The organism is Kitasatospora sp. NPDC043949, assembly GCF_056435365.1.
The window spans coordinates 24,751-47,663 of the sequence record NZ_JBWKEQ010000060.1 but is presented as its reverse complement, the minus strand read 5'-3'; the positions used below and the strand labels follow the sequence as shown (position 1 = coordinate 47,663).

The window sequence follows — 22,913 nt, the reverse complement described above, 5'->3', positions numbered from 1 at the left end:
GTCTTTTATTTTCTCGGAGGAAAGGGTGGGAGGGGGAGGGCGGGGGGTGGTTTGTCCCCGGGGGGGGGTGGGCGCCGCTGCGCCCCCCCCCCCCCCCCCCCCACGCCGGTTGGTTCACTGGTCGGCGTCGGAGCCCGGGGCGTCGGAGCCGGCCGGTGCGTCGGCGTCGGCCGGTGCGTCGGCGTCGGCCAGGGCGGGGCCGATGGCCGCGGTGAGGTCGCGGACCGTGGAGGAGTCGAAGAGCAGCTCGATGTCGAGCGAGCAGCCGAGTTCCGCCTCCAGCCGGGAGACCAGTCGCAGGGCGCGCAGCGAGTCGCCGCCCAGCTCGAAGAAGTCGTCGTCCAAACCGACCTCCGGCAGTGCCAGGACCTCGCGGAACAGCCGGGCCACCAGCGCCTCGTGGTCCGCCGTGCCGCCCGGCCCGCCGCTCGGCGCGGCCTCGTCGGCGAACCCGGCCGGGGTGGGCAGGGCGAGCAGGTCGGTCTTGCCGGCCGGGGTGAGCGGCAGCTCGGCGAGGACGGTGACCGCCTCGGGGACCATGTAGGAGGGCAGCGAGCGCCGCAGCCCGGCCTGGACCCCGGGGGTGTCGAGCGGGGCGCCCCGGTCCGCGGGCACCACCCAGGCGACCAGGCGGCCCTCCCGGACGGCGACCGCGGCGGCCGCCACCTCGGGCAGGGCCAGCAGGACCTGCTCGATCTCGCCGGGCTCGATCCGGTAGCCGCGCAGCTTGAGCTGGCGGTCCATCCGGCCGAGCAGTTCGATCCGCCCGTCGGGCAGGCGGCGGGCGTGGTCGCCGGTGCGGTACATCCGGCCGCCCGTGAACGGGTCGGTGACGAACCGCTCGGCCGTCAGCTCGGGCCGCTGCCAGTAGCCCTGGGCCACGCCGTCGCCGCCGATGCACAGCTCGCCGACGCAGCCGACCGGCAGCAGTTCGCCGTCCACGGTGTCCAGCACGTGCAGCACGGTGTTGGCGATCGGGCGGCCGACGGTGACCCGGGTGGTGTCGGCGGTGATCCGCTCGACGCTGGAGTACACGGTGGTCTCGGTCGGCCCGTACATGTTCCACACCGACTCGCCGCGCTCGGCCAGCGGCGCCGCCAGGTCCGCGGGGAAGGCCTCGCCGCAGCTGTAGAGCCGGGGGCGGCCGGCGCCCTGCCAGTCGGAGTCCAGCAGCGCCCGGTAGCGGGACGGGGTGGCCTGGAGCGCGGTGATGCCGTGCTCGACGCTGTAGCGGTCGAGTTCGCGGCCGCTCAGCCCGAGGGCCTGGCCGCCGACGTGCACCGTCGCGCCGACGGCGAGCGGCACCAGCAGCTCGGCCAGCGAGGTGTCGAAGCCGAGCGTGGTGAGGGCGAGGAAGCGGGTGTCGCCGTCGAGGCCGGGGTGACGGCGGGCCAGGCTGTCCACCAGGTTCGCCAGTGCCCGGTGGCCGACGGCGACGCCCTTGGGGCGGCCGGTGGAGCCGGAGGTGAACATCAGGTAGGCGAGGCCGTCCGGGGCTGCGCCCGGCAGCTCGGCGGCGGCGGGGTCGGCGGCCTCCTGGAGCATCAGGTCGAGGTCGGCCAGGTCCAGGGAGGCCAGGTCGACGGCGGTGCCGTCCCAGCCGGCCAGCGCGGGCGCGCCGGTCGCGTCGGTGAGCACCACGGCCGGGGCCGCGTCCGCCAGGACGAGGCCGATCCGCTCCACCGGGTGGGCCGGGTCGAGCGGGACGAACGCGGCCCCGGCCCGGGCGACGGCCAGCACCGCGGTCACCAGGTCGGCGCTGCGGCCCAGGCAGACGCCCACCCGGTCGCCGGGGCGCACGCCGCGCGCGGCCAGCTGCCGGGCCAGGGCCTCGGCCCGCCGGTCGAGTTCGCGGTAGCTGTACCGGGTCTGCTGGTCGACCACCGCCGGGTGGTCCGGGCGGCTGCGGACCGCGTCGTCGATCAGCCCGGACAGCAGGGCCGACGGCTCGCCGCGGTCGATCTCGCTGCCGTTCCAGGTGTCGAGCTGGCGGGCGCGGGCCGCCTCGGGGACGGCGAGCAGCTCGCGGACCGGGCGGCCGGGCTGCGCGGCGATGCGGGTCAGCACCGCGACGACGTGGTCGAGCAGCGCGCCGGTCTCCTCCGGGGTGATCCGCCCGGCGTCCACCACCGCCTGGAGCTGCATCTCGGCGGCGGCCCGCACGACCAGGGTGACCGGGTAGTTGGTCCGCGTCTCGTAGCGGACGTCGCTGACCGTGACCGCGCCGTGGGAGAGCACCGCCTCGGTGCGGTCCGGGTAGTTCTCGACCACCACGACGGTGTCGAACAGCGGCACGCCGGGCGCGGTGTCGGCCCAGCGCTGGATGTCGGTCAGCGGGGTGTGCTGGTGGTCCAGCAGCGGGTGGCGGGTCGCGGCGTGGCGGGCCAGCCACTCGTCGCCGGGCAGCTCCCGGTCGATCCGCACCCGCACCGGGACGGTGTTGATGAACATCCCGAGCATCCGGTCCGCCCGGTGCAGGTCGACGGGGCGGCCCGAGACGGTCACGCCGACCACCACGTCGTCGCGGCCGCTGTGGCGCGCGACCGTCCCCGCCCAGGCGGCCTCGACCAGGCTGCTGAGCGTGGTCGCCTTGCCGGCGGCCAGCCGCCGCAGCGCGGTGACGGTCTCGGCGGGCAGCTCGGCCCGCACCGTGCGGAAGTCGCCGGACGGCTTGGCGCCCGGGCGCACGCCGGGCAGGCTCAGCGTCGCCGGCTCGCGGTAGCCCGCCAGGTAGCCGGTCCAGAACGCGCGGTCGCGCTCGGCCTCCTGACGGCCCAGCCAGGCGATGTACTCGCGGAAGGCGGGCGGCGCGGGCGGCTCGGCGGCGTCACCGGACAGTCCGGCGGTGACCTCGGCCAGCAGCAGCGCGGCGGACCAGCCGTCCAGCAGCAGGTGGTGGTACGTCCACACCACCAGGTGCTCGTCGGGCAGGCGCAGCACCAGCAGCCGCATCAGCGGCGGCCGGGCCAGGTCGAAGCGCTCGCGGGCGCGCTGCTCCAGCTCCTCGGCGACGGCGCGCTCCCGGGCCGGCTCGTCCAGCCCGGACAGGTCGCGGAACTCGATCGGCAGGTCCGCCTTGGGCAGCACCACCTGGTGCGGGGTGCGGATCCGCTCGCGGACGAAGGCCGTGCGCAGCACCGGGTGCCGGGCGATCGCCCGCTGCCAGGCTGCTCCCAGTTCCGTCAGGTCCAGTTCGCCGCGCACCCGGAAGGTGGTCAGCTCGACGTACAGGCCGTGCTCGGGGGAGGTGGTGCTGTGGAAGAGCATCCCCTCCTGGGTCGGCGAGAGCGGGTAGATGTCCTCGATGTCGTTCACTTGGTGTCCTCTCCTGACCGGAACAGGGCGAATACCCGGGCCAGGTCGTCTTCGCTGAGGTCCGCGTCCGAGAACGCCTCGCCCGCCCCCTTCGCGGGGGCCGGATCGGGCTCGGTGGGAGCGGTGGGCGGGGCGGGGGTGTCGGACGCCGGGGCGGCGGCGGGCGTGCGGTCCGCGCGCAGCCGGGCGGCGAGCTGTCCGACGGTGGGGTGGGCGAAGAGGTCGCCGGGGGAGACGGTCAGGCCCTGCCGCTGGAGTTCGGCGGTGATCTGGACGATCAGCAGGGAGTCGCCGCCGAGTTCGAAGATGCTGTCCTCGGGGCCGATCCGGGGGACGCCCAGCAACCGGGACCAGACCGCGGCGATCTGCTCCTCCAGCCCCTCGGGGCCGGTCGCCGGTGCGGACGCCAGGGCGGCCTCCGGCGCGGCCTGCGATGCGGTCGGGACGGGCGTGGCCGGCCCGGCCGCGCGGGGGCTGACCAGCACGTGCGGGAGGTGACGGTTGGCCAGGATCCGGTCGAAGGCCAGCAGGCCCTCCCGGGTCGGGATGCCGCCCTGCTCGGGCCCGGCGGCCGCGGCGTGCCCCGCGTCCGGGCCGGGGGCGGCCGGGGCCGGGCGCAGCACGAAGCCCTCGACGAGCACGGCCGGAGCGCCGTCCGGCCCGGCGACGACCACGTCGACGACCAGCGTGTCGCCCGCCCCGGCGTCACCGGAGCGGCGGTCGACCCGCACCACGGCCTCGGGGCCGAGCGGGCCGAGCACCACCAGGCGGCGGTAGGCGACCGGCAGGTGGCTGCCGGTGCGGGCGGTGACGGCGCCGGTGGCGGTGTCCAGCAGCGCGGGGTGCAGCGGGTGCGCGGCCAGGTCGCCGTGGAACGCCTCGGGCAGGCGCAGCCGCAGCATCGCCCCGCCGCGCCCGTCCTCGCGGACCTCGGTGACGCTCTCCCAGCGCGGCCCGGTGCGCAGCCCGCTGGCGCCGCCGGGCCGCTCCCCGGCGGCGGCGGACACCGCGACCTGCGGCACCGGGGCGCAGCGGGCCGCGAGGCCGTCGAGGTCCAGGCGCTCGGGGGAGTCGCCCCCGTACGGCGCGATCCGGCCCTGGGCGTGCGGCCTGGACGGCACGGCGGTGGAGCGCACCTCCCACAGGTGCCCGCCGTCGGGCGCCGGACGCAGCCGCAGGGTGACCTCGGGCGGGGCGTCGGCGGGCATCCGCAGCGGGTGGGTGAAGACCGCGTCCAGCTCGACCGGCCCGTCCCCGACCGCCAACCGGTGCCCGGCGACGGCGAGTTCGAGCAGCGCGGTGCCGGGCAGGACCGGGACGTCGCCGATCCGGTGCTCCTCGGCCGGCCAGGCGCTCTGCCCGGTGCGGCGCAGCCGCAGCTCCACCGTCCCGTCCGGCTCCGCCCGGCGGGCGTCGAACAGGGCGTGGTCGAGCACCTCGCCGCCGTCGAGCCAGTCGCGCCGGCCGGACCGCAGCGCCATGCCGGTCTGCGACCAGCGGTCCCAGCCGATCGACACGGCGGCCCGGGAGCCGGCGGCGAAGCTGTCCAGGAAGGCGTTGGCGCCGGTGTAGTCGGCCTGGCCGACCGCGCCGGTGACCGCCAGCACCGAGGAGCAGAGCACCAGCACCGGCCGGTCCACGGCCGTCAGCCGCTCCAGCAGGACGGTGCCGAGCACCTTGGGGGCGAGCACCCGCGCCATCTCCCCGGCGCTGCGCAGGGCGGTGACGCCACCGCCGGGCACCCCGGCGGCGTGGACCACCCCGGCGATCGGGCCGTACGCGGCCCGGACCCGGTCGAGCGCGGCGCCGAGCGCGGCCTCGTCGGTGACGTCCGCCTGGACGAGGCAGAGCCGGGCGCCGTGCGCGGTCAGCCCGGCGAGGGCCTCGGCCAGCTCCGGCGGGCAGCTCGCGGCGGGCGCCGCGTCCTCGGGGCGCAGGCTCCGCCAGCCGGCGCCGTCGGGGACGGCACGGCGGGTGAGCAGGACGAGCGTCCGGTCGGCGTCCTCGGCGAGGTGGCCGGCCACGGCCAGACCGATCCCGCCCAGGCCGCCGGTGACCAGCCACACGCCGGACGGCGCGGCGGGCTGCGGCCCGGCCGGGTCGGTGAGGACGGGCCGCTCCGGGGCCGGCACCAGGTGCGCCCGGCCGCGGACGGCGGTCAGCGGCGCCGCAGCGTGCCCGGCGCGCAGCTGCGCCACCACGGTCTGCGCCGCCAGGGCCAGTTCCTCGGGTTCCCGGGTCGGGCAGTCCAGGTCGAGGGCCTGGACGGTGACGCCGGGCAGCTCCTGCGGCAGCACCCGCACCGCGCCCAGCCCGGCGGCGGCCTGCGGGGTGCGGGCGGGCTGCCCGTGCACCCCGTGGGCGGCGTCGGTGACCAGCAGCATCCGCAGCGGCCGGCCGGGGAACGCCTCGCCCAGGGCCCGGGCCAGCTGGACCGGGACGGTGAGGGCGCGCAGCGCGCCGTCGGCCGCCTCGCCCGGGGTGGCCGAGCGCAGCGGCGGGGTGTCCAGGGCCCAGCAGGAGAGGACGGCGTCCGGCGCGGTGCCGCGCGCGGCCAGGGCGGCGGCCAGCGCGGGGAAGGCGGCGGGGTCGTCGGCGTCGAGCGTGAACGGGGTGCCGTGCGTGAGCGCGGTGGATGCCCCGGCGCGGACCAGGCTGACCTGGGCACCGGCGGCGGCGAGCTCTCCGGCGACGGCCTCGGCGAGGCCGGACTCGTCGGCGAGCAGGAGCACCGACGGCGGGAGCGGCCCGGTGCCGGACGGCGGCAGGGCCTGCGTCCAGGACACGACGTGCAGCCAGTCGTCCACGCCGCTCGCACCGTCGGAAACCTGCGCGGGCCCGGCGGGGCCCTGGGCGGTGACGGCGGCGGGTTCGGCGGCGGTGGGCTCGAACCAGTGCCGGGTGGGCTCGAACGGGTAGCCCGGCAGCGAGACGTGCCGGCGCCCGGCGCGCTCGCCGAGGGCGGACCAGTCGACCTCGGTGCCCCGCTCCCACAGCCGGGCCAGCGCGGTGAGCCGGGCCGGCGGCTGGTCCGGGGCGGGCGCGGCGCCGCCGAGGGTGGGCAGCGCGGGGCGTCCGGCGCCCAGGGTCCGTACGGCGAAGCCGCTCAGCCCCCGGCCGGGGCCGAGCTCCAGCAGCGGGCCGTCGCCCGGCAGCGCGGCGAGCGCGTCGGCGAAGCGGACGGTGTGCCGCAGCTGGCGCGCCCAGTACTCCGGTGACGCGGCCTCCTCGGCGGTGAGCTCACGCCCGGTCAGGCCGGAGACGAGCGGCACGGCGGGCGCCTGGACCGGGACGGTGGCGACCAGCCGGGCGAACTCCTCCAGCAGCGGTTCGGCGTCCCGGGAGTGGAAGGCGTGCCGCACGGCCAGTTGCCGGGCGGCCACACCGCGCGCGGCCAGCCGCTCGGCGAGCCGCGCGACCGCCTCGGGGGCGCCGGCCACCACGCAGCGGTCGGGCGCGTTGACGGCGGCCAGCTCCGGCCCGGCCGGGTCGTCCAGCAGGGCGCGCAGCTCCGGCTCGGGCAGCGGGACGCTGAGCATCGCGCCGGGCGCCATGGTGCCCATCAGCCGGCCGCGTTCGGCCACCAGCCGGGCGGCGCCGGGCAGGTCGAAGACCCCGGCGGCGCAGGCGGCCGCGAACTCGCCGACGCTGTGCCCGGCGAGTGCGACCGGCCGGACGCCGAGCCCCGTCCACCACGCGGTGAGCGCGTACTCCACCGCGAACAGGGCCGGCTGGGCGGTCTCGGTCCGGTCGAACAGGTCCGGGTGGGCCGGGTCGAGCAGCAGCTCGCGCAGCGGCGCCGTGGTCCACGGCCGCAGGGCGTCCAGGCAGCGGTCGAGCGCGGCGCGGAAGAGCGGCTCGGCGCGGTACGGCTCGGCCGCCATGCCGGGGTGGCCGGCCCCCTGCCCGGGGTAGAGGAAGGCCACCTTCCGACCGGTTCCGACGGCCTGGACGGCCTGGGCGGCGGGGGACGCCTCGCCCGAACGCCCGGTCAGGACGGCGCGCCGCCACGGGTGGTGGCGCCGCCTGGTCTGGAGGGTGAACGCGGCGTCGCCCGCGCCGGGCGCACCGGGGGCGGCCAGCGCCGTGCCGATCCGCTCGGCGGCCCGGTCGAGCGCCCGCTCGCTCCTGGCGGACAGCGGCAGCAGCTCCCACTGCGCGGGCTCGGCGGCGGGCGCGGCGGGCAGCGGCGGCGCGTCCTGGAGGATCAGGTGGGCGTTGGTGCCGCCGATGCCGAAGGAGCTGACGCCCGCGATTCGGGCGCCGTCGCGGCCGGACCACGGCTCGGCCTCGGTCAGCACCCGGAACAGGCCCGGGGCCAGTTCGGGGCTGGGGCTCTCGAAGTGCACGGTCGGCAGCAGCGTGCGGTGCTGGAGTGCGAGCACCGTCTTGATCAGCCCGGCCATCCCGGCGCAGGTGTCCAGGTGGCCGACGTTCGACTTGACCGCGCCGAGCACCCGGCGGGAGTCCGGGGCGTCCGCGAACACCCGCCCCAGCGCGGCGAGTTCGATCCGGTCGCCGAGCGCGGTGCCGGTGCCGTGCGCCTCGATGCAGGAGACCTCGCCGGGCGTGACCCCGGCCACGGACTGGGCCGCCGAGACGACCCGGACCTGTCCGTCCAGGCTCGGCGCGGTGAAGCCGACCTTGCGGTTCCCGTCGTTGTTGACCGCCGAGCCGAGCAGCAGGGCCCGTACGGTGTCGCCGTCGGCGACCGCGTCGGCCAGCCGCTTCAGCACCACCACGCCGACGCCGCTGCCGAAGACCGTGCCGGTCGCGTCGGCGTCGAAGGGGCGGCAGTGCCCGTCGGCGGAGAGGATGCCGCCCTCGGCGTGCAGGTAGCCGAGCCCCTGGCCGATCCCGGCGGAGACGGCGCCGGCCAGCGCCACGTCGCACTCGCCGCTGAGCAGCGCCTCGGCGGCCAGGTGGACCGCGAGCAGGGCGGAGGAGCAGGCGCTCTGCACGCTCAGGCTCGGGCCGGTCAGGCCCAGCCGGTAGGAGGTCTGGGTGGCGAGGTAGTCCTTGTCCCCGGCGGCCAGCCACTGGACGTCGGCCCGGTCGGCCAGGTGGGCCGCGTTGGGCAGCAGGTGGTGCGTCAGGTAGGAGTTGAAGCCGGCCGAGGCGTAGACGCCCACGCCGCCCTCGACGCCGTCGGTCAGCTGCCCGGCGTCCTCCAGCGCGGTGACCGCGCACTGCAGGAACAGCCGGTGCTGGGGGTCCATCAGCTCGGCGTCGCGGGGCGGGATGCCGAAGTACTCGGCGTCGAACTCCGCGAGGCCCTCCAGCACGCCGCCCGCCCCGACGAACCGGGGGTCGGCCAGCCGTTCGGCGGGGACGCCCAGGGCCGCCAGCTCCTCGGGGCTCCGGAAGGTGACGCTCTCGCGGCCCGCGACCAGGTTGGCCCAGAAGGCCCCGGCGTCGGGAGCTCCGGGGAACCGGCAGGCGAGGCCGGTCACGGCGATCGCGTCCGGCAGGTCCGGCGGTGCGGCGGCCGGGCCCCCAGGGGCGTGGGTGGTCATCGGGCTTTCTCCTCATGGGTGGTGATGCGACGCGGCTCGCGGGGGTCCGGCGGCCGACACCCGGCACGGGGTGCGGGGTGTCGGCCGCCGGCCGTCGGGGTCAGCCGGTCGGGCCGGTGCCGGAGCCGCCTCGGCGGGCGGCGCGGCGCCGTTCGTGGTGCTGCCGGCGGTCGCCGCCGGCGGGCTGCGCGGTGTCGGATGCGGCGGTGTCGGGTCCAGCGGTGTCGGGTCCGGCCGTGTCCGAGGCGGGCTCGGGTGCCGATGCAGCCGGTACCGCCTGCGGCGCCGGGGCGCCGGCCGGCCGGTCCAGCAGCTCGGCCAGGTGACGGATGGTCGGCCGGTCGAACATCTCGACCACCGAGAGCTCCTGCCCGAAGTCCTCGGCGATCCGCCGCTGGACCCGGACCAGGTGGATGGAGTTGGCGCCGGCCTCGAAGAAGTTGGTGTCGACGCCGACCTCCGCCCCGTCCATCACCTCCCGCCACAGCTCGGTGAGCCGCTCCATCGCGCCGAGCGCGCTCGGCCCGTGCGCCGCCGCTCGCGCCACCGGTGAAGCCGGGGCCGCCGCGAGGGCGGGGGCGACGGGGACGGCGGAGACGACGGCGGGGGCGGGCACCGCGGCGCCCAGCCGGGCGAGCGCCGCCCGGTCGACCTTGCCGTTGGCGGACAGCGGCAGCGCCTCGACCGCCCGCACCCGCTGCGGAACCATGTAGCCGGGCAGCCGCTCGGCGAGCGCGTCGCGCAGCGCGGCCGTCCAGTCGGTGCCGGAGCCGGGCTCCTCGGCGGACGCGTTCAGCGGTCGGCCGCCGACGAGCGTGTGCAGCACGCGCTGGCCCTCCTCCAGCCGCAGCGCCTCGCGCAGCGGATCCGGGAAGACGTCGCCGATCGGGCAGAGCGCCACCGCGCAGTCGGCGGCGCGGTGGCGCAGCAGCTGCGCCATCGCCCCGGCCTCCAACAGGCAGAAGCGGTCGGCGAGTTCGCCGTACACCGGGGCGATCGCGGCGGTCCGGGAGACCAGGAAGACGGCGAAGCCGGCCTGGTCGAGCAGCGGCCCGTTGGCCTCGCTGTAGAGCGCCCGGTCCAGCGCCCGGGCCGAGCCCGGTGCTCCGTCGAGGGCGACCAGCGCCGGCCCGGCCGGGTCGACGTAGTAGGTGCCGGCCGGCAGGCCCGCCACCCTGCCGGGGGCGACGGCCAGGTAGGTCTGCACCGGGTACAGGCCGCCGGCCGAGCCGTAGGCGTACCGGGGCACGCCGTCCTCGTCCTGGCGGGCGAGCACGGTCAGCAGCGCGTGCAGGTCGGCCAGCCGCACGGGGGCGTCGGCGAACCCGGTGGCGGCGCCGCGCAGGGCGGCGGCCCGGCGCAGGTCCAGGGTGTCGGTCGGCAGGGCGAAGGGCAGGACCTCACGGCCCGCCAGGTCGGCGCGGCGGCCGGGCTGGCGCAGGCGCGCCTCCAGCCGGCGGACCCGCTCGGCGTCCAGGGCCGGGGCCGCCGCGGGAGCGGGGGCGGCGGGCTGCGGCCGGGCGGCCTCGCGGACCACGAAGGCCGCGAGCCGGGCGCCGAGCCCGTTGCCCTCGACCAGCGCCGCCGCCTCCCGGACGCCGTCCATCCGGACCAGCGCCGATTCGATCTCGCCCAGCTCGATGCGCATGCCGCGCACCTTGACCTGGCAGTCCTCCCGGCCGAGGAACTCCAGCTCGCCGTCGGGCAGCAGCCTGGCCAGGTCGCCGGTGCGGTACAGGCGCTCCCCGGTGACCGGGTGGGTCGGGAACGCCCGGGCGGTGAGCTCGGGGGCGTTGCGGTACCCGACGGCCAGGCCCACGCCGGTGATGAACAGGGCGCCGGCGACGCCGACCGGGCGCGGCCGGAAGGCCTCGTCCAGGACGACCATGCCCTGGTTCCGCATCGGCCGCCCGTACGGGATGCTCGGGCGGCCCGGCTCGACCGCGCCGATCGGGTGCAGCACGGACCAGATCGACGCCTCGGTGGCGCCGCCCAGGCTGATCACCTCGGCCTTGGGCGACAGCGCGCGGACGTGGTCGGGCATGCCGACGGGGATCCAGTCGCCGCTGAGCATGACCAGGCGCAGCGACTCCAGGTCGGCGGCCGGGTTGCCGCCGGCGTACGCGAGCAGCATCTCCATCAGCGCGGGGACGGAGTTCCAGACGGTGACGCCGTGCTCGGCGACCAGCCGGGACCAGCGCGCGGGGTCGCGCTCCTCCCCGGGCCCGACCAGCACCAGCGCGGCGCCGGCGGCGAGGGTGCCGAACAGGTCGTAGACCGAGAGGTCGAAGCCGAGCGAGGAGAGGCCGAGGACGCGGTCGGCGGGGCCGACCCGGAACCGGTCGTTGACGTCCACCACGGTGTTGAGCGCGCCGCGGTGGTCGATCATCACGCCCTTGGGGTCACCGGTGGAGCCCGAGGTGTAGATGACGTACGCGAGGTCCGCCGGGGTGGTGGGCGCCGGGGCCGGCTCGGCGTCGGCCGGGGCGGCCAGCGCCTGTTCGAAGCCCAGCAGGGTGACCCCGGCCGGCACCGCGCCGGCCGCGTCCCAGGACTCCCGGGCGAGCAGCGCGGTGGCGCCGGCGTGTTCGAGCGAGCGGGCGACGCGGGCGGCCGGCAGTCCGGCGTCCAGCGGCAGGTAGGCGCCGCCGGCCCGGATCACGCCGATCGCGGCCGCGACCTGCTCCCAGCCCCGGTCGGCGCGCACGCCGACCAGGTCGCCGGGGCCGACGCCGGCCCCGCGCAGCGCGTGGGCCACGGCGGCGGAGGCGCGCTCCAGCTCGCCGTAGGTCACGGTGCCGGTGGCGGAGACCACGGCGGTCCGCTCGGGGGCGGTGCGCGCCTGGGCGAGGAACGGCTCGTGCAGCAGACCGTCGGGCCGCGGGCCGTCCGTGGCGTTGAGCGCGCGGTAGGCCTCGGCGTGGGCGGCGGGCAGGGCGGCCAGGTACGGGTCCGTCCAGGCGTCGGGCCGCTCGGCGAGGGCGGTGAGCAGGCCGGTGTAGGCCTCGAACATCGCGTCGAGCAGGTCCTCGGGGAAGAGCTCCTCGACGGCGTCCCAGGTCAGCCGCAGCCGGCCCTCGTCCTCGGAGATCTGGTGGTCCAGCCAGACCTGGGGGGTCTGGGTGATGGTGTGGGCGACCTTGGCGCCGAGCTCCCGCAGCACCCGGCTGCCGCCGACCTCGCCGGCGCCGAGCTCGCTGGTGAAGACGACCGGCATGGCGGCGTCGGCCACCCCGCGTCGGCGGGCCAGGTCGCCGCCGACCCGCACGCCGCTGACCAGCTGGTGGTCCAGGTCCTCCCAGAGCCGGTCCTGGAGCCGGCGGGCCCGCTCGGCGAAGGAGCCGGCGGTCGCGCCGTCCACCTCGAAGAGGCTGAGCGCGGTGAAGTCGCCGACCATGGCGGCCAGGTCGGGGTGGTCGCCGACGCGGTTGAACAGCGTCAGGTTGAGGGTGAAGCGGTCGGCCGCCGCCCAGGTGCCGAGCACGGTGGCGTAGGCGGCCAGGGCGAGCGCCGAGGGCGTGACCCGGCCGGCGGCGGCCCGGCTCTTCAGCCGCTCCCACAGCTCGGCGGGCAGGTGCGCCTCGCGGCGGTGGAACCTGGTCTGCGTCAGCTCCTCGGGACGCCGCGCCAGCGGCAGCGCGGGGGCGGGCGGCAGGGTCTCCAGGCGGCCGTGCCAGTAGTCGAGGTCGCGCTGCAGCGCGGGGCCCTCGCGGCGGGTCCGCTCGGCCAGCACGTAGTCGCGGAACGAGAGCTCCATCGGGCGCGGGTCGAGCGAGCCCTGGTAGATCGCCAGCAGCTCGCGCAGCAGGATCTGCACGCTGCCGCCGTCGGCGATCAGGGTGTCGATGCTCAGGTGCAGCCGGGCGTCGGTGCCCTCGGTCCGGCTGGCGTGCAGCTCGAACAGCGGCCAGGTGTCGGCGGGCAGCACCTGGTGCGACATCCGGGCGCGGGTCCCGGCGAGGGCGGCGGCCCGCTCGGGCTCCGGCAGCCCGCGCAGGTCCTCGACGGCCAGCTGGTACGCGGGCACCTCGGGCAGGATGCGCTGGGTGCCGTCCTCGGCGAAGACCAGGCGCAGCGCGTCGTGCCGCCGCACCAGGGCCTGCCAGGCGTCCTGGAGGCGCAGCGGGTCGACGTCGGCGACGTCCACTTCGAGGTAGAGGTGGCAGGCGACGTCGCCGCCGACGGCGCCGCTGCGGCCGATCCAGTACGCGCGCTGCACGTCCGTCAGCGGGAAGGGCTCGTGGCGGTGGGCCGGGTCGGGCAGCAGCTCGACCGGTTGGGCGGGCGCCGCGGTGGCCCCGTCGGCGCCCAGCGCGTCCACGGCCCGGGCGAGGGCGGCGACGGTCGGCGAGTCGAACAGGGTGCGCAGCGGCAGCTGGACGTCCAGGTCGCGGCGGATCCCGGCGACCATGCGGGCGGCCAGCAGGGAGTGGCCGCCGAGCTCGAAGAAGTCCTCCTCGGTGCCGACCTCGTCGAGCGTCAGGGCCTCGCGCCAGATCGCGGCGATCCGCTCCTCGGTCGGCGTGGCGGGCGCGGTGCGGTCGCGGCCGGCGGCGGGGACGGTCTCGGGGGCGGGCAGCGCCGCGCGGTCGACCTTGCCGTTGCCGGTGAGCGGCAGCGCGTCGAGCGGGATGAACCGGGACGGGATCAGGAAGCCCGGCAGCTGCCCGGCCAGGGCGGCCCGCAGCTCGGCCGGGGCGGGCGGCGCGGCCGGGTCCTCGGGCACCAGGTAGGCGGCCAGCGCGGCCCGGGCGGTGCCCAGGCCGTAGGCGGTGACCACGCACTGGCGGATGCCGGGCAGCGCGGTGAGCGCGGCCTCGACCTCGCCGGTCTCGATCCGGAAGCCGCGGATCTTGACCTGGTGGTCGTTGCGCGAGAGGTACTGGAGGCGGCCGTCGGGCAGGGTGCGGACGAGGTCGCCGGTGCGGTACAGCCGGGCGGCGGGGTCGGCCGAGCCCGGGCCGGCCGACTCGGAGCCGGCCGACCCGGGGCTTGCCGAGGCGGGGTCGGTCGCCTCGGGGTCGGCGACGAAGCGTTCGTCGGTGAGCCGGGGCAGCCCGAGGTAGCCGGCCGTCACCCCGGCGCCGCCGATCAGGAGTTCGCCCGGCACGCCGACGGGCACCCGCCGCCCGTACGGGTCGAGGACGCGCACGGTGGTGCCGGCGATCGGGCCGCCGATGGTGACCAGGCCCTCGGCCGGGTCGACCACGGCGGTGGTGGACCAGACGGTCGTCTCGGTCGGCCCGTACATGTTGCGGATCGGGCCGCCGAGGTGCTCGGCCAGCCGGCGCACCAGCTCGGCGTCGAGGGCCTCGCCGCCGAGCAGCAGCTGCCGCAGGCCGCGCAGGGCCTGCGGGTCGGCCTCGTCGAGCAGGGTGCGGGCCCGCGAGGGGGTGCACTGCAGGTGGGTGACGCCGTGGGCGCGCACCAGCGCCGTCAGCTCGGTGTCGGCCGCGACCGCGAGGGCGGCCGGTGCGGCGGCCGCGGTGCGGCGCAGCTCGGCCAGCCGGGGCAGGGCGGCCAGCGCGACGTCGGTGTCGACGCCGAAGTCGACCAGGCAGCCGATCTCGTCCACGCCGGCCGCGGCCAGCCGGTGCACCAGCGGCAGGCACTCCTCGGCGGTGCCGATCAGCGAGCCGTGGCCCAGGTAGCGGGCGCAGGCGTGGTCGAGCAGGGCCTCCTGGTCCTCCGCGGTGAAGTCGTTGCTGCGCACGTCCATGCCGAGGCCGCGGGCCAGGTTCTCGATCAGGCCGACCGAGCTGCGCAGGTAGTCGCGGAACGGCTGCCAGGCGTGCGCCCGGACGTCGGCGGCGTCCGCGCCGACGTAGCTGTGCAGCATCAGGGTCACGTGCGGCTCGCCCGGGTGGCCGGCCTCGTGCCAGGCCTCCCGGTAGAGGGCGATCTTCTCGCCGAGTTCCTCGACGCTCTGGCCCAGCAGGTGGGTCAGCAGCCGGGCGCCGACCCGGCCGGCCGTCCGGCAGGTCTCGGGGTTGCCCGAGGAGGTGAGCCAGTACGGCAGCTCGGCCTGGACGGGGCGGGGCAGCACCTGGACGTCGACGGTGCGGCCGCCGGGCCCCTCGAAGGGGAGCCGCTCGCCGCGCCACAGCCGGCGCACCTGCTCGATCCCGCTGACGGTGAGCGCCTGGCGGTCCTGGTAGGCGTCCTTGGCGAGGACGAAGTCGTCCGCGTGCCAGCCCGAGGCGAAGGAGAGCCCGACCCGCCCGCCGGACAGGTTGTCGACGACCGACCACTCCTCGGCGACCCGGACGGGGTGGTGCAGCGGCAGCACCACGCTGCCGGCCCGGATCCCGATCCGCTGGGTGGCCTGGGCGATCGCGGCGGCCAGCACCGAGGGGGCCGGGAACGGCCCGCCGAAGGCGTGGAAGTGCCGCTCGGGCAGCCAGACGGCGGAGAAGCCGTTGGTGTCGGCGAAGCGGGCGCCGTCCAGCAGCAGCCGGTACTGGTCGGGGCCGGGCTCGGCGCCGGCGGTGTCGCTGGCGAAGTAGAAGAGGCTGAACTCGGGGACGGCCGGGGCGTCCTGCGAGGCCGGTGCGGCCGGGGTGGGGGCCGCCGTGCCGGGGTCGGGGTTGACCACGACGCGGTGGCCCCGGCTGAGCGTCCAGAGCAGTTCCAGGACGGAGATGTCGAAGGAGACGCTGGTGACGGCCAGCCAGGTGGCGGGCTCCCCGTCGTCCGCCAGCACGCGGTCCATCGCCGCCAGGAAGGCGGTGAGGTTGCGGCGCAGCACGACGACGCCCTTGGGGCGGCCGGTCGAGCCGGAGGTGTGGATGACGTACGCGGGGGAGTCCGGATCCACGGGTGCGGCTGTGGGCGCGGGTCCGGCGGACTCGGCCGGGGCGTCGAGGTCGAGCAGCGGGGCGCCGGCGGGCGCGGCGTCCCGGGTCGCGGCGTGCACCACGACCACGGCGGGCTCGGCGTCCTCGACCACGTGGCGCAGCCGGGCCGCCGGGTAGTCCGGGTCGAGCGGCAGGTAGGCGGCGCCGGCCCGGAGCACGGCGAGCATGGCGGCGGGCAGGTCGGTGCCGCGGCGCAGGCACAGGCCGACCCGGTCGCCGGGGCGCACCCCGGCGGCCTGGAGGCGGGCGAGCAACTCGTCGACCCGGGCGTCCAGTCGGGCGAAGGTGAGGGCCAGCTCCGGGCGGCCGCCGGGCAGCACGGCCTCGGCGTCCGGGCGGGTGCGCACGGCCTCGGCGAAGGCCGTCACGACGTCCGGCGCGTCCGCGGGCAGCGCCGGGCCGTCGCCGGCCGAGGCCAGCAGGGCCTGCTCGACGGGGGTGAGCGCGAGCAGTTCGGAGAGCCGCAGTCCGGGGTCGGCGGCGCCGCGGGCCAGCACCCGCTGAAGCGCCTCGGTCAGCGTGCGCACGGTGTCGTCGTCGAACAGGTCGCCGCTGAACTCGCAGACGCCTGCCGTGAGTTCGCCGTCACGGGCGAGTTCCAGGCTCAGGTCGGTGCGACACAGGCCGTTGTCCAGCTCGACCAGCTCGACCGTGACGCCGGGCAGGGCGATGTCGGGGGCGGGGACGTTGCGGTAGCCGAACTGCACCTGGTAGAGCGGGGCGTGGCTGAGGTCGCGGTCCGGGCGCAGCTCGCGGACCAGGCGCTCGAAGGGCACCTGGGCGTGGGCCAGCGCGCCGAGCGAGGTCTCCCGCACCCGGCCGAGCAGTTCGCCGAAGGTCGGGTCGCCGGAGAGGTCCGAGCGCAGCACCAGGCTGTTGACGAACATGCCGACGAGCCCGGCGAGTTCGGGCCGGTCGCGGCCCGCGGTGGGCACGCCGACCACGACGTCCTGCTGGCCGGAGTGGCGCATCAGGACGGCTTGCCAGGCGGCCAGCGTGACCATGAACGGGGTGGCCCGGGCCGCCCGGGCCGCGCCCTCCACGGCCTCGGTGGTGGCGGCGTCCAGGGTGAAGTGCACCCGGCCGCCCCGGTGGCCGGGCACGGCCGGCCGGGGCCGGTCGGTGGTCAGCTCCAGGACGTGCGGGGCGCCCTCCAGCCGCTCGCGCCAGTAGCCGAGCGGCTCGGCCAGCGCGGTGTCGGTGAGTTCGCGGCGCTGCCACTGCGCCCAGTCGGCGTACTGCACGGCGAGCGGCTCGGGGGCCGGGCCGCCCTCGCGGAAGGCCCGGTAGCGGGCGCAGAGCTCCTCCACGAGCACTGCGCGGGACCAGGCGTCGCCGACCAGGTGGTGGTTGACCACGACCAGCAGGGCGCGCTCGGGCGCGGAGCGGATCAGCAGGGCGCGCAGCAGCGGGCCGTGCTCCAGGTCGAACGGCAGGGCCGCCTCTCGCTCGGCCAGCGCGCGCTCCTCGGCCTCGCTCCAGCCGGCCTCGCCGCCGGCCGGCTCGACCACCCGCAGCACCGGGGCGGTGCGCTCCAGCACCCGCTGCACCGGGCCGTCCTGGCCGGCGGCGATGACGGTGCGCAGCGCCTCGTGCCGCTCCACCAGGCCGTCCAGCGCGGCCTCCAGCGCGGCGACGTCCAGCGGGCCGCTCAGGCGCAGGCCCACGTACTCGTTGAACACCCCGAGCCCGGGGGTGAGCTGCTCCAGGAACCAGAGCCGCTCCTGGCCGAAGGACAGCGGCGCCGGCAGCGCCGGGTCGCGCGGCGGCACGGCGGGGGCGGTGGCGGCGGGGCCGGCCGTGGCGGCCGGGGTGGTGCCTGCGCGGCCCCGGGCGCGCGCCTCGAAGGCGGCGCGCTGCTCGGGGGTGAGCCGGGCGAGGCGGTCCTCGCGGCGGCCTGCGGGGTTGGTCACTGGTTCTCCAGGTCGGCGAGGATGCGGTCTTCGATCTCGGTGGCGAGGTCGGCGACGCGGCCGCCCTCGAAGAAGACCCGGGCGGGGACGTCGACCTCGAACTCGGCCCGCAGCCGGGCCGCGATCTGGGCGGCCAGCAGCGAGTGCCCGCCGAGCTCCAGGAAGTCGTCGTCCACCCCGACCCGGTCGAGGCCGAGCAGTTCGGCGTAGATCTCGGCCAGGCGCTCCTCGGTCGGGGTGGCCGGGGCGGTGTACGGCGTGGCGAGCTCGGGGCGGGGCAGGGCCGCCGTCCGGGGGGCCTCGGCGGCCGGGGCGGCGGAGGTGCGCAGCGTGCCGTCCGCGATCGCGGCGCCGGCCCGGGCCACCACGGCCCGTCCGGGCGGGCCCTCCAGCAGGGCGGCGAAGGCGCGGGCGCCCTGCTCGGGGGTGAGCGCGCCGGCCAGCATGTCGGCCTGGAAGGCCCGCAGGGCCTCGGGGACCTCGGCCCGGCTGGCCATGCCGACGCCGGCCCACATGTCCCAGTCGACGGCCACCGCGTGGCGCTCGCCGCGCGCGGCCTCGGCCTCCGCGACGGCGGCGAGGTAGGCGTTGGCGGCCGCGTAGTCGGCCTGGCCGTAGGTCGGGATCAGGGTGGCGAGCGAGGAGCAGAGCACCAGCACCTCGGCCTCCCCGGGCCGCAGTGCGGCGAGCAGGTGGCGCAGGCCGGCGGTCTTCGGGGCGAGGACCGTGCGCATGCTGTCGTCGGAGCGCAGCTCGATGGAGCCGCCGCCGGACACGCCGGCCGCGTGGACGACGCCGTCGATCCGGCCGAAGGCCGAACGGGCCTGTTCCAGCGCCCGGTCCAGCGATTCGGCGTCGGTGACGTCGGCCTGGACGGCCAGCACCTCGGCGCCGCTCTCGCGCACTGCGGCGAGCGCGGCCTCGTCGGCGGCGCGGCGGCCGAGCAGGACGAGCCGGGCGGCGCCGGCCCGGGCCAGGGCCCGGGCGAGGGTCAGGCCGATCCCGCCGAGGCCGCCGGTGAGCAGCCAGGTGCTGCCGGCCCGCACCCGGGCCGGGGCGGTCGGGACGGGGCGCTCGGCGGGCTCGACCACGCGGGTGAGCAGAGCGCCCTCGCGCAGGGCGAGCAGCCGGGCCGGGCCGGTGAGCACGGCGCGCACCACCGCGTCGGCGGCGGCCTCGTCGAGCGCGGCGCCGACGGCGAGGTCGACCTGGGTGCAGCGCAGGTTGCGGTACTCCTCGCCGAGCACCTGGACCGGGCCGCTGAGCAGGGCCGCGGCGGGCCGGGGCTGCTCGCCGGGGGCGGCCGGGAAGGCCCCGGCGGTCACGACGCCGAGCCGGACTTCGTTCAGCACGCTCTCGGCGGACATCGCCCGGGCGAGGTGGACCAGGCCGAAGTAGCCGGCGGTCTCGTCCGGCGTCTCGTCCAGGCCCCAGGCGTACAGGACGGCGGTGGGCGTGCGGACCAGGCCGCGCAGGTCGGCCAGCAGCTTCGCGTACTGGGCCGGGTCGGCGGGGTCGAGCTCGTAGACGCCGCGGCGCACCCGGCGGTAGGCCGGGCCGGGCCGGACGGTGGTGACGATCTGGCCGCGCGCGGTCAGCAGCTCGACCAGGGGCTGGGCGGCGGCGGCCCGGTCCAGCAGGACCAGCCAGGTCTGGCGGCGGCCGGCCAGCGGGTCGTCCCCGGCGCTCTCGCCGAGCGGGCGCCAGTCGACGGTCGCGTGGACGGCGTCCAGGTCCGCGGCGGGCAGCGCGGTGGCGGGCGCCCGGCCGGGGACGGCGGGCTCGATCCAGTGCGGGAGCCGCTCGAAGGGGTAGCCGGGCAGGTCGGCGGGGCGGGCGTCGGCGTCGACGGGCTCCCAGTCGACGGCGGCGCCGTGCGCCCACAGGCTGCCGAGCGCGAGGACGGCGCTGCCGGGCTCGTCCTCGGCGCCGCGCCGCCCGCGGGTGGGCAGCGGCGGCAGGGCGAGCCGCGGCCCGGCGGTGCCCTCGGCGGCCGCGCGGGCCAGGTCGGTCAGCACGCTGCCGGGGCCGGTCTCCACCAGCACCATCCGCTCGTCGAGCGCCGCCAGGCGGGTGAGCCCGTCGTGGAAGCGCACCGGGGCGAGCATCTGGCGCACCCAGTAGCCGGGGTCGGTGGCCTGCTCGGGGGTGATCCAGTCGCCGGTGAGGTTGGACAGGAACGGCACGGTGGGCTCGTGCAGCGTGACCTTGGCGAGCTCGGCCGCGAACTGCTCGGCGGCGGGCGCGCACAGGGCGCTGTGGAACGCCCGTTCCACCGGCAGGCGCAGGGCGCGCAGGCCCCGCTCGCCCAGCTCGGCGGCGGCCCGCTCGACGGCCTCGGCGCTGCCGGACAGCACCGAGGCGCCCGGTCCGTTGACGGCGGCGAGGTCCAGGCCGTGCGCGGCGGCGAGGTCGGCCGCGGCCGCCTCGTCCAGCGGGACGGCCAGCATCGCGCCGGGCGCGGTCTGCTCCATCAGCCGGCCGCGGGCGGCGACCAGGGCGAGCGCCTCGGGCAGGTCGAGGACGCCGGAGAGCAGCGCCGCGGTGTACTCGCCGAGGCTGTGGCCCAGCAGCGCCGCCGGGCGCACGCCCCAGTGCCGCCACAGCGCGGCCGTGGCGTGGCCGACCGCCAGCACGGCGGGCTGGGTGACGGAGCTGCGGCGCAGCAGGTCGGCGTCGCCGCCGCGCAGCAGCTCGACCAGGTCGAGGCCCAGGTGCGGGCGCAGCAGGTCGGCGGCCTCGTCCAGGGCGGCCCGGAAGACCGGGTGCGCCCGGTGCAGGCCCAGGGCCATGCCCGGGTACTGCGCGCCCTGGCCGGGCAGCAGGAAGGCGACGGGGGCGGCGCCCTGCCCGGCGCGGGCCCGGACCGACTCCCGGCGGCCGGCGCCGCGCAGCGCGGCCACGGCGGCGGCGGTGTCGTCCGCGACCACGACGCGGCGCTGGACCAGCTGGCGGCGGCCGGTGCGCAGGGTGCGGGCGACGTCGGCCAGCGGGCGGTCCGGGTGGGCGGCGAGGTCGTCGGCGAGCCGTTCGGCGGCGGCGTCCAGCGCGGCGGCGGTGCGGGCCGACAGCGGCAGGGCGACGGGGACGGCGTCCGGTGCGGCGGCCTCGCGCGGGGCCGGCTCGGGGGCCTGCTCAAGGATCACGTGCGCGTTGGTGCCGCCGATGCCGAAGGCGCTGACGGCGGCCCGGCGCGGGCCGTCGGCGACCGGCCAGTCGGTGAGGCCGGCCGGGACGAAGAACGGGCTGTCGGCGAGGCCGAGTTCGGGGTTGACGGCTTCGGCGTGCAGGCTCGCCGGGATGCGGCCGCCGCGCACCGTCAGGATGGCCTTGATCAGGCCGGTGACGCCGGCGGCGGTGTCCAGGTGGCCGAGGTTGGACTTGACCGAGCCCAGGCCGCACCAGCCGGTGGCGGACCTGTCGTCGGCGTCCTGCTCGGCGCGGAAGGCGGCGGTGAGCGCCTCGACCTCGATCGGGTCGCCGATCGGGGTGCCGGTGCCGTGCGCCTCGACGTAGCCGATGCTGTCCGGGGCGACGCCCGCGACGGACAGCGCCTCGCGGATCACGGCGGTCTGGCCGGCGACCCCCGGGGCGGTGTAACCCGCCTTGTTCGCGCCGTCGTTGTTGACGGCCGAGCCGAGGATGACGGCGTGCACCCGGTCGCCGTCGGCGAGCGCGTCGGCGAGGCGCTTGAGCACCACGACGCCCGCGCCGTTGCCGAAGACCGTGCCGGCCGCCTCGGCGCCGAAGGGCCGGCAGTGCCCGTCCGGGGACTCGATGCCGCCGGGCACCGGCAGGTAGCCGGAGCGGTGCGGCACGGTGACGGTGACGCCGCCGGCGAGCGCGAGGTCGCACTCCTCGGACAGCAGGCTCTGCACCGCGAGGTGCACCGCGACCAGCGAGGTCGAGCAGGCGGTCTGCACGCTGACCGCCGGGCCGCGCAGGTTGAGCTTGTACGCGGCGCGGGGGGCCAGCTGGTCGGGCTGGTTGCCCTGGAAGAGCATCGGCACGCCGAGGGAGTCCCGCAGGTCGGTGCGCGGCAGCAGGTTGTGGATCAGGTAGGTGCTCAGCAGCGACCCGGCGTAGACCGCGATCGGCCCGCGCGCCCGGTCGGGGTCGCAGCCGGCGTCCTCCAGCGCCTCCCAGGCGCATTCGAGGAAGATCCGCTGCTGCGGGTCGATGACCGAGGCCTCCAGCGCGTTGTAGCCGAACAGCTGGGAGTCGAAGCCGGCGACATCCGCCAGCACGCCCTTGGCGGCCACGTACCCGGGCTTGCCGGCCTCGCCGTCCGGCACCCCGGCGGCCCGCAGCTCCTCGGGGCCGAACCGGCTGATCGCCTCGGTGCCGGAGGCCAGCAGCTCCCACAGCGCGTCGACGGAATCGGCTCCGGGGAAGCGGCCCGAGAGGCCGACGACGGCGACCCGGCCGTCGGTCTCGGCCTCGTCGGGAATGACCGGCTGTGCGTTCAAGGTGTTCTCCGTGGGTGAGGTGGGCTCCGCGCGCGGCGGGGCGGGCAGGACCGGGTACGCGGCCGGGGCTCAGACCGCCATGGGGTTCAGGGCCGCCGTGCGGCTCAGACCGCCATGAGGTAGCGCTGGAAACGGGGCATCAGGAACTCCAGGGCCCGGACCTCGACGGGCGTCAGCTCCGGGTGCCAGACGTCCCAGAGCAGGACGGCGCGCTGCTGGGTGCCCTTGTTCCAGGCCTCGTGGATGAAGCTGTCGTCGAAGAGGATCACCTTGCCCTCCTCCCAGCCCCGCTCGTCGTCGCCGACCTTGATGGCGCAGCCGGGCGGCACGATCAGCGGCAGGTGCGCGGTCAGCAGCAGGTTCACGCCGCCGGTGTGCGGGGTGATGTGCACGCCGGGGTTGAGGATGGTGAACATGCCGTCGCGCGGCCCGTGCGGGCTCGCCGAGACGGCGGCGTGGGTCTCGGGGCAGCGCTCCAGGACCTCGTCGCGCCAGCTGCCGTTGCGGTACAGCTGGTAGGTGTCCCAGCCCTGCCAGCCGAGCTCCTTGGTGTACAGGTCCTCGTACGGGGCGAAGCGGGCCTGCTCGGCGCGCAGCTCCAGGAACTCGGCCTTGATCCGGTCGTACGCCTCCTCCATCCGGGCCACCCAGGGCAGTTCGGCGGTGTCGTGCCAGGGCAGGGCGCTGATCCCGGGGAAGAACAGCCGGGTCGGCTCCTGGTCGTCGTGCAGGTACTCCGGGGCCTGTTCGCCGGTGAGGATGCGCAGGCACTCCTCGACCCGCTCCAGCCCCTCGGTGCCGAGGATGCCGTGCAGCTCCGTCATCACGCCCTGAACGTCCATG

The 22,913-nt window shown here is 77.5% G+C and carries 5 protein-coding genes; all 5 read right to left on the bottom strand.

Going from position 1 to position 22,913, the window contains the following annotated elements; all coding sequences use genetic code 11:
- Window positions 1-114: 114 nt before the first annotated feature.
- Window positions 115-3,315 (bottom strand): non-ribosomal peptide synthetase, encoded by a 3,201-nt coding sequence (locus AC07AL_RS33305; protein WP_331744776.1) that lies wholly within the window; start codon window positions 3,313-3,315, stop codon window positions 115-117.
- Window positions 3,312-8,831: a type I polyketide synthase gene (locus AC07AL_RS33300; protein ID WP_400985622.1), complete on the bottom strand. Its 5,520-nt coding sequence runs from the start codon at window positions 8,829-8,831 to the stop codon at window positions 3,312-3,314. Before AC07AL_RS33300 ends, AC07AL_RS33305 begins: the two co-directional genes overlap by 4 nt.
- A 100-nt stretch (window positions 8,832-8,931) precedes the next feature.
- On the bottom strand, window positions 8,932-17,601 hold the full coding sequence (locus AC07AL_RS33295) for an amino acid adenylation domain-containing protein (protein ID WP_363585484.1): 8,670 nt from the start codon (window positions 17,599-17,601) through the stop codon (window positions 8,932-8,934).
- Window positions 17,598-22,070: a type I polyketide synthase gene (locus AC07AL_RS33290; RefSeq protein ID WP_478319232.1), complete on the bottom strand. Its 4,473-nt coding sequence runs from the start codon at window positions 22,068-22,070 to the stop codon at window positions 17,598-17,600. The genes AC07AL_RS33295 and AC07AL_RS33290 overlap by 4 nt, the downstream gene beginning before the upstream one ends.
- Window positions 22,071-22,174: 104 nt before the next feature.
- The gene (locus AC07AL_RS33285) at window positions 22,175-22,912 is read right to left on the bottom strand and encodes an aspartyl/asparaginyl beta-hydroxylase domain-containing protein (RefSeq protein ID WP_331744769.1); all 738 of its coding nucleotides are present in this window, start codon (window positions 22,910-22,912) and stop codon (window positions 22,175-22,177) included.
- Window position 22,913 lies beyond the last annotated feature (1 nt).